Here is a 7724-nt window from a genome sequence, read left to right on the forward strand (position 1 = left end):
CTCAACAATAATGATGAAGTGGTTAGCAGGAGACACGATGAATACGCAGCTTTCGATCAATGGATCGGTGCCCCAGCGCCTGGCGCAAACCCGCGAACTGATGAGCCGGGAGGGCATTCACGCCTTGCTGGTGCCGTCGGCCGACCCGCACCTGTCCGAATACCTGCCGGGTTACTGGCAGGGGCGCCAGTGGTTGTCGGGTTTCCATGGTTCGGTCGGCACCCTGATCGTGACCCCGGATTTTGCCGGCGTCTGGGCCGACAGCCGTTATTGGGAGCAGGCGACCAAGGAACTCAAGGGCAGCGGCATTGACCTGGTCAAGCTGCAACCGGGTCAACCCGGGCCACTGGAGTGGCTGGCCGAGCAAACCCCCGAGGGTGGCGTCGTCGCGGTCGATGGCGCGGTCATGGCCGTGGCCTCGGCACGGACCCTGGGCGCTAAACTTGAAGAGCGTGGCGCCCGCCTGCGCACCGACATCGACCTGCTTGGCGGCGTCTGGAGCGACCGCCCAAGCCTGCCGAACGAACCGATTTATCAGCACCTGCCTCCACAAGCGACCGTCAGTCGTGGCGAAAAACTCGCCAAACTGAGAGAAACCCTTCAGGCCCGTGGTGCCGACTGGCATTTCATCGCCACCCTCGATGACATCGCCTGGCTGTTCAACCTGCGTGGCGGCGACGTGTCGTTCAACCCGGTATTCGTTTCCTTCGCCCTGATCAATCAGCAACAGGCCACGCTGTTTGTCGCCCTGAGCAAAGTCAGTGCCGAACTGCGCGCCATCCTTGAACAGGACGGCGTGACCTTGCGCGATTACAGCGAAGTCGCTGCCGCACTGCGCGCCGTGCCGAGCGGCGCGAGCCTGCAAGTCGACCCGGCGCGGGTCACGGCGGGGTTGCTGGACAACCTCGACAGCGGGGTGAAACTGATCGAGGGCCTGAACCCGACCACCCTGGCCAAATCGCAAAAAAGCCTGGCCGATGCCGAACACATCCGTCAGGCCATGGAGCAGGACGGCGCAGCACTGTGCGAATTCTTCGCCTGGCTGGACTCGGCGCTGGGCCGTGAGCGCATCACCGAACTGACCATCGACGAAAAACTCACCGCCGCCCGTGAGCGTCGTCCGGATTATGTGTCGCTGAGCTTCAATACCATTGCCGCCTACAACGCCAATGGCGCGATGCCGCACTACCACGCCACCGAAGAGGAGCACGCGGTCATCGAAGGGGACGGTCTGCTGTTGATCGACTCCGGCGGCCAGTACCTGGGCGGTACCACCGACATCACGCGGATGGTTGCGGTGGGCACCCCGACCGATGAGCAAAAACGCGATTGCACCCGCGTGCTCAAGGGCGTGATTGCCTTGTCCCGCGCGCAGTTCCCGAAAGGCATTCTGTCGCCGCTGCTCGATGCCATCGCCCGTGCGCCCATCTGGGCGGAAAGTGTCGACTATGGTCACGGCACCGGTCATGGCGTCGGTTACTTCCTCAACGTCCATGAAGGTCCGCAAGTCATCGCCTATCAGGCTGCGCCTGCGCCACAGACGGCGATGCAGCCGGGCATGATCACGTCCATTGAGCCGGGCACCTATCGTCCGGGCCGTTGGGGCGTGCGGATCGAAAACCTGGCGATGAACCGTGAGGCAGGCAAAAGCGAATTCGGAGAGTTCCTGAAGTTCGAAACGCTGACCCTGTGTCCGATCGACACCCGTTGCCTGGAAACCACGCTGCTGACCGAAGACGAAAAGCAGTGGTTCAACGCCTACCACGCCGAAGTGCGCGAACGCCTGAGCCCATTGGTCGAGGGTGCGGCCCTTGAATGGCTGAACACTCGTACCGCGGCTATTTGATTGCTTTCAGTTCGGGCGCTGTCTCCAGCGCCTGGCTCATGTAGTCAACAAAGGCTTTGACCCTGGCGGATTGGCGACGATTCGCCGGGGACACGGCATGAATCGGTAGCGACTGCGCCGTGTAGTCCTGAAGAATCGCCGTCACTCTCCCGGCTTTCAGATCCTCACTGAACAACCATGTCGGCGACAGCGCAATCCCCAATCCCCCCAGCACCAGTTCGCGGATCGCCTCGGAACTGTTGCTCTGCGCATTGCCCTTGATCCGCACCTCATGACGCTGCGCATCTTTTGTGTAACCCCACAGGTTTTGACTGCTCAGCAGGTTGAACATCAGGCAGTTGTGCCTGCCCAGTTCCTGCGGTGTTTGCGGTTGGCCGTATTGCCTGAGGTAGTCAGGTGATGCGACGGTCACCCGATGGGTCGTACCCACCAGGCGAGCGATCAGGCCACTGTCGTTCAGGGCACCGATCCGGAAGGTGACGTCCAGCCCTTCGCTGACCAGATCCTGGTTCTGATCGTTCAGTTGCAGGTCTATCTGTACGTCAGGGTAGTGCCTGAGAAAGTCCGGCAATCGGGGGGCGATATGCAAGCGGCCGAAACTGACCGACGAACCGATTTTCAGAGGCCCTGCAACCCGCTCCCGGCCGGACTGGAAGCTGTGTTCCGTCGCATCCACGGCAGCGAGGATGATCCGGCATTCGTTGTAGTAGCGTTGACCTTCGTCCGTCAGCGATAGCTTGCGGGTACTGCGGGCAATCAGCTTTCCGCCCAATCGGGTTTCCAGCGCTTGCAGCACCTTGCTGATGGTTGGCTGACTGGTCTGCAACTCCCGGGCAACGGCGGAAAAGCTGCCACGCTCGACCACCCGTACGAAAATCGCCATTGCATTGAGTGTGTCCACGGTATTTCTCATTGATGCTGTTTCGGCATGATCACTATAGCGATATGGCGTCTTATCGGCATGTATAGGGCGAGGCAAGATTGACCTGTATTCACTTCTGATGGGAGATGGCGAAATGACTGACTCACTGAACATGCGCGCTCTGATGATCGACTCGGCCAATGCGCCGTTACGCCTGGTTTCCATCGCGCGGCCCGTGCCACAGGCAGGGCAGGTATTGGTCAGGATCAAGGCCAGCGGTGTGAATCCACTGGATGGAAAAATCCGCTCCGGGCAGGCGGCCCATGCGCGGCAACCATTGCCGGCGATCGTGGGAATGGATCTGGCGGGGACCGTAGAGGCGCTGGGGGAGGGCGTCAGTGGCTGGCTGCCAGGGGATGAGGTGTATGCCATGGCCACCGGCATTGGTGGTGTTCAAGGTTCATTGGCCGAATTCGCGGCGGTCGATGCACGCCTGTTGGCTCGCAAACCGCACAACCTGGACATGCGCGAAGCGGCCGGATTGCCACTGGTGCTGATCACCGCTTGGGAAGGCCTGGTGGACCGGGCTCGTGTTCGGTCCGGTCAGAAGGTATTGATACAGGGTGGCGCCGGTGGTGTCGGACATGTAGCGGTACAAATCGCCCGCGCTTTTGGTGCTGAGGTTTTTGCCACGGGCTCGGCCGGGCAGCAATCGATCATCGAGGGGTTCGGCGCGACGTTTATCGATTACCGCAAGTCTTCGGTCGAAGACTATGTGGCCGAGCACACGGCCGGTGAGGGTTTCGACATTGTCTATGACACCGTGGGGGGCGAAACGCTGGATGCTTCATTCAAGGCCGCCCGGGTGTATCACGGTCATGTGCTCAGTTGCCTGGGGTGGGGGCAGCACAGCCTGGCACCGCTTTCCTTTCGCGGGGCGACTTACTCCGGTGTCTTCACCCTGCTGCCACTGTTGACGGGCCAGGGACGCGAGCATCACGGCGAGATTCTGCGCGAGGCGGCGCGGCTGATCGAGGCGGGCAAGCTCGTGCCGTTGCTTGACCCGCACTCGTTTACGCTGGAATCGGCAGAAGCCGCCCATGCACTGCTCTTGTCGGGAGCGGCAAAGGGGCGGTTGGTCATCGAGGTCTAACTCAGGGCTTCGAGCACGAAGTCCAGGCGATCCTGGCCGAAGTACAACTGGTTATCGACAAACATGCTCGGGGCTCCGAATACACCTCGCTGTACGGCTTTTTCGGTGTTGTCCTTGAGTACCGACTTGATTTCTTCATCGGCGGTCAGGGCCAGGACTTCCTGTGGGTTGAAGCCGTTTTCGCTGAGCACTGCCGCGACGGTTGCCGGTTCGTCCAGGCTACGACCCTCTACCCAGATGGCCTTGAACAGGCAGTCGAGGAAGGCGGCAAAACGTTCCGGGTGGCGCAACTGCATGCCCGTTACGGCGCGCATGAGCATCAAGGTGTTGATCGGGAAGTGCGGATTGAACTTCAGGGGCACGCCGTAGCGCTTGGCGTAGCGGTCCAGGTCCTGAAACATGTAGCGGCCCTTGGCCGGGATAGTTGCCGGAGAAGCATTGCCGGTGGCTTTGAATACGCCGCCCAGCAAGAGCGGAATGTAGACCAGCCGGGTATCGGTCTGTGCGCAAATCTTCGGTAGCTGGGTATAGGCCAGATAGGTGGCGGGGCTGCCGAGGTCGAAGTAGAACTCCACGGTTTTGCTCATGTTCAAGGCGCTCGTCTTATTGTTGTGTGTGGGCGATTACCAGCGTTCGCTCCAGGGGCGAAGGTCCAGCTCGAAGGTCCAGGCATCGCGGGGCTGGCTGTGCAGGTACCAATAGTTTTCGGCGATATGCTCGGGATTGAGGATGCCATCCTGATCCTTGGTAGCGTATTTCTCGGGAAAACTTTCACGGATGAAATCGGTATCGATGGCGCCATCGACGATGACATGGGCCACGTGAATGTTCATCGGCCCGAGTTCTCGGGCCATGCTTTGCGCCAAAGCTCGAATGCCGTGCTTGGCTCCGGCAAATGCGGCGAACCCGGCAGCGCCACGCATGCCAGCGGTGGCGCCGGTGAACAGGATCGTGCCGCGCTGGCGCCTGGCCATGCGCTTGGCCACTTCACGGGCATTGAGAAAACCGGAAAAACAGGCCATTTCCCAGATCTTGAAATACTTGCGGGCGGTTTCTTCGAGAATGCTACACGGCACGTTGGCGCCGATGTTGAAGACAAAGGCTTCGATGGGGCCGATCTGGCTTTCGATCTGCTCGACCAGCGCGATCACGTCTTCTTCTTTACGTGCATCGCAGGCAAACCCGTGGGCCTCGCCGCCATCAGCCTTGATGGCCTCTACCAGTGGCTGGAGCTTGTCCGCGCTGCGGCGGGTGACGCAGGCGACAAACCCTTCGTGGGCAAACCGCTTGGCAATGGCGCCGCCCGTGGCATCACCTGCACCGACGACCAATACGACCTTCTTGTTATTCATGGGTTGATCCCTTTGGTAAACGATCGTTAACTAAACGGACGTTATGCTATGATTCGACAGACGTCAAGGTGAGCAATTCAGGGGAAAGGCAATGCGTTATTCGGCCGGTCACAAGCTGGAAACCAGGCAAAGGCTGCTGGAAAGCAGCGCGTTGTCGGCCAAGAAGTCCGGTTTTTCCACGGTGGGTGTAGACGGCCTGATGAAAGCCATTGGCTTGAGTGGTGGGGCCTTCTACAGCCACTTCTCATCGAAAGACGAGTTGTTCGCAACCATTGTCGAGCGTGAGTTGGGTCAAAGTCTGGCGCGGCTGGGGGAAGGACAGGACCGTGACAAGCTTGAGCGCTGCCTGAAACTGTACCTGAGCATGTCTCACGTCGAGAATCCGGAAACCGGTTGCGCGTTACCGGCATTGGGGGCGGAAATTGCCCGTTCCGATGTGAGTGTCCGCCAACAGGCAGAGCACTGGATTTGTCGCCTTCAGGAAAGTTGGGCGGGTGTCCTGCAAAGCGACAGCCTGGCGTGGGCAATTCTGTCGCAATGCATTGGCGCGTTGGTCGTAGCGCGCATGCTGGCTAGCCCGGATGTCCAGCGCACGGTGCTGAAGTCCAGCTACGATGAAATCGGCCGTCAGATCGCAAGTTCGGGAACCTGACGCGACGGCCCTGCCTATTTGCAGATGACAATCATGCTGCGGCTGGTATAACCCGCGGGATTGAGGCCGAACGGATAATCACCGGGCTCTTCCACGGCGTCTCCCGATTTGGCGATGACCTTGTACCCCTTGGGTGCGCAGGAGTTGGCAGCGCTGGCGTAGCACTTGTCCCAGGACGAAGACAGTCCGGAACAGTTGATGTGTAGCCCTTTCTTGCCGTGCTTGATCTGTGTGTCGGATGTCGCTGCGCAGCCCGCAATTGCAAGTACGGCGATCAGCATCAAAAATCGTTTCATTACTGTCCTTATAGCGTCCCCGGATCTTGTGCCCGGGTCTGGCTGCATTCGCTTTCGCTTGAAGCGTACCGATATCCCTATCTGAAATTGTCCATGGCATGACTCTGGGTGCGGGGCTAAACATGGCCTAATTGAGCGGCAAATACCAGACCTGCGTTATATCTGCTATCAATCTGCCGCGACTGCTGGCCTGGTGGAATTGCCCATGGTCATGGTTGCACCGACGGAGGCCAGAATGATGCACATGATTGCCATCCACTGCGACAGCGAGAGGTATTCATGAAGGAACAACAAGCCTGATAACGCGCCGAAGGCGGGCTCGATGCTCATCAGCGTACCGAAGGTTCTGGCAGGCATGCGGGTCAGGGCGACCATCTCCAGGGTGTAGGGGAGGGCGGTGGACAAGACGGCGACGCCGAGGGCTATGGGGATCAATGAAGGGGTCAGCAACGCGGAGCCGGCATGGACAATACCGATAGGGGCTACGAAGAGCGCAGCGATCATTACCCCCAGCGCGGCGGTTTGCACGCCATTATCGGCCCCCGCTTTTTGCCCGAACAAAATGTACAGTGCCCAGCAGACCCCCGCCCCCAAGGCATAACCGGCACCTACCAGATCGATTCCTGCGCTCGCTTCTCCAGTCGGTATCAGTAGCAGCAAGCCGACGGCGGCCAGGGCGATCCACAAAAAGTCGATCGCGCGACGCGAGGCGTAGATCGCCACGGCCAATGGGCCGGTGAACTCAAGCGCCACCGCGATGCCCAGCGGTACGGTTTGCAATGACATATAGAAGAGGAAGTTCATGCCGCCCAGTGCCATCCCGTAGACGATGACGGTGCGCAGGGACCTTGCGGTGAGCTTTGCCCGCCATGGACGCAGTATCAGCATCATGATCACACTGGCAAAAATCAGGCGTAATGTTGTCGTCCCTTGAGGGCCGACAACGGAGAACATGCTTTTGGCCAGCGAGGCTCCGGACTGGATCGACGCCATGGCGATGAGCAGCAGCCCAACCGAGAACAGGGTAGAGGCCAGGCTGCGGGGCTGATCATTCATTAGGTGGCATCGTCCGGAATATGGGAATCAAGGGCGTTTCTATTTGTGTTGGGCAATATACTGCGCATTCCCCGCAGGCGCGTCTATATATAAGCAGTGTTTTTGCACATATCGGTAGAAAGCCTGAATCAGTGCTTGACGGCAGATTATAGATGTCTATAATTCGCCCCACTTCCGGCGCAGTCGAAACGGAAAACTCCTTGATAAACAAAGAGTTACGCAGTTTTCGGCAGCAGGTTGCTTCAGGTCATCGAAGCCGAAAGGAAGTTGAAAAAGAGGTGTTGACAGCAGCGAGTAACGCTGTAGAATTCGCCTCCCGCTGACGAGAGATCGAAAGCGCAAGTGGTTGAAGTTGTTAAGGATTCCTTGAAAACTTCTGAAAAATATCACTTGACAGCAAATGAGGCTGCTGTAGAATGCGCGCCTCGGTTGAGACGAAAGATCTTAACCAACCGCTCTTTAACAACTGAATCAAGCAATTCGTGTGGGTGCTTGTGGAGTCAGACT

General features: G+C 59.1%; 8 protein-coding genes. 3 read left to right on the top strand and 5 right to left on the bottom strand.

Annotated elements, in window-relative coordinates:
- Nucleotides 1-37: 37 nt before the first annotated feature.
- Entirely contained in the window at nucleotides 38-1846 is a 1809-nt protein-coding gene (locus KW838_RS15555) for an aminopeptidase P family protein (protein WP_218501529.1), read from the top strand.
- Here KW838_RS15555 and KW838_RS15560 read toward each other — a convergent pair.
- On the bottom strand, nucleotides 1839-2759 hold the full coding sequence (locus tag KW838_RS15560; protein WP_218501531.1) for a LysR family transcriptional regulator: 921 nt from the start codon (nucleotides 2757-2759) through the stop codon (nucleotides 1839-1841). The two genes, KW838_RS15555 and KW838_RS15560, sit on opposite strands and share 8 nt — an antisense overlap.
- A 103-nt stretch (nucleotides 2760-2862) precedes the next feature.
- On the opposite strand from KW838_RS15560, the gene KW838_RS15565 reads away from it, so the two are divergent.
- Complete coding sequence (locus KW838_RS15565) at nucleotides 2863-3861, top strand: zinc-dependent alcohol dehydrogenase family protein (RefSeq protein ID WP_218501533.1); 999 nt, start codon at nucleotides 2863-2865, stop codon at nucleotides 3859-3861.
- Here the strand turns inward: KW838_RS15565 and KW838_RS15570 are convergent.
- Both KW838_RS15570 and KW838_RS15575 read right to left on the bottom strand, forming a co-directional pair.
- Entirely contained in the window at nucleotides 3858-4448 is a 591-nt protein-coding gene (locus KW838_RS15570; protein ID WP_218501535.1) for a 2-hydroxychromene-2-carboxylate isomerase, read from the bottom strand. The genes KW838_RS15565 and KW838_RS15570 overlap by 4 nt on opposite strands.
- A gap of 36 nt (nucleotides 4449-4484) precedes the next feature.
- On the bottom strand, nucleotides 4485-5213 hold the full coding sequence (locus KW838_RS15575) for an SDR family oxidoreductase (RefSeq protein WP_218501536.1): 729 nt from the start codon (nucleotides 5211-5213) through the stop codon (nucleotides 4485-4487).
- Between the two features lie 91 nt (nucleotides 5214-5304).
- On the opposite strand from KW838_RS15575, the gene KW838_RS15580 reads away from it, so the two are divergent.
- Nucleotides 5305-5865, top strand: a complete 561-nt coding sequence (locus KW838_RS15580) for a TetR/AcrR family transcriptional regulator (RefSeq protein WP_218501537.1) — start codon at nucleotides 5305-5307, stop codon at nucleotides 5863-5865.
- A gap of 14 nt (nucleotides 5866-5879) precedes the next feature.
- Here the strand turns inward: KW838_RS15580 and KW838_RS15585 are convergent, their stop codons facing one another.
- Nucleotides 5880-6161 (bottom strand): hypothetical protein, encoded by a 282-nt coding sequence (locus KW838_RS15585; protein ID WP_007973400.1) that lies wholly within the window; start codon nucleotides 6159-6161, stop codon nucleotides 5880-5882.
- Between the two features lie 168 nt (nucleotides 6162-6329).
- On the bottom strand, nucleotides 6330-7217 hold the full coding sequence (gene rhtA / locus KW838_RS15590) for a threonine/homoserine exporter RhtA (RefSeq protein WP_102700863.1): 888 nt from the start codon (nucleotides 7215-7217) through the stop codon (nucleotides 6330-6332).
- Nucleotides 7218-7724 lie beyond the last annotated feature (507 nt).

Source organism: Pseudomonas sp. PDM27, assembly GCF_019219205.1.
Lineage (GTDB): Bacteria > Pseudomonadota > Gammaproteobacteria > Pseudomonadales > Pseudomonadaceae > Aquipseudomonas > Aquipseudomonas laurylsulfatiphila.

Bases quoted from the DNA above. Each gene is read 5' to 3' on its own strand.
- KW838_RS15565 (WP_218501533.1), top strand. From the start codon at position 2,863: ATGACTGACTCACTGAACATGCGCGCTCTGATGATCGACTCGGCCAAT.
- KW838_RS15575 (WP_218501536.1), bottom strand. From the start codon at position 5,213: ATGAATAACAAGAAGGTCGTATTGGTCGTCGGTGCAGGTGATGCCACG.
- rhtA (WP_102700863.1), bottom strand. From the start codon at position 7,217: ATGAATGATCAGCCCCGCAGCCTGGCCTCTACCCTGTTCTCGGTTGGG.
- KW838_RS15555 (WP_218501529.1), top strand. From the start codon at position 38: ATGAATACGCAGCTTTCGATCAATGGATCGGTGCCCCAGCGCCTGGCG.
- KW838_RS15585 (WP_007973400.1), bottom strand. From the start codon at position 6,161: ATGAAACGATTTTTGATGCTGATCGCCGTACTTGCAATTGCGGGCTGC.
- KW838_RS15560 (WP_218501531.1), bottom strand. From the start codon at position 2,759: ATGAGAAATACCGTGGACACACTCAATGCAATGGCGATTTTCGTACGG.
- KW838_RS15570 (WP_218501535.1), bottom strand. From the start codon at position 4,448: ATGAGCAAAACCGTGGAGTTCTACTTCGACCTCGGCAGCCCCGCCACC.
- KW838_RS15580 (WP_218501537.1), top strand. From the start codon at position 5,305: ATGCGTTATTCGGCCGGTCACAAGCTGGAAACCAGGCAAAGGCTGCTG.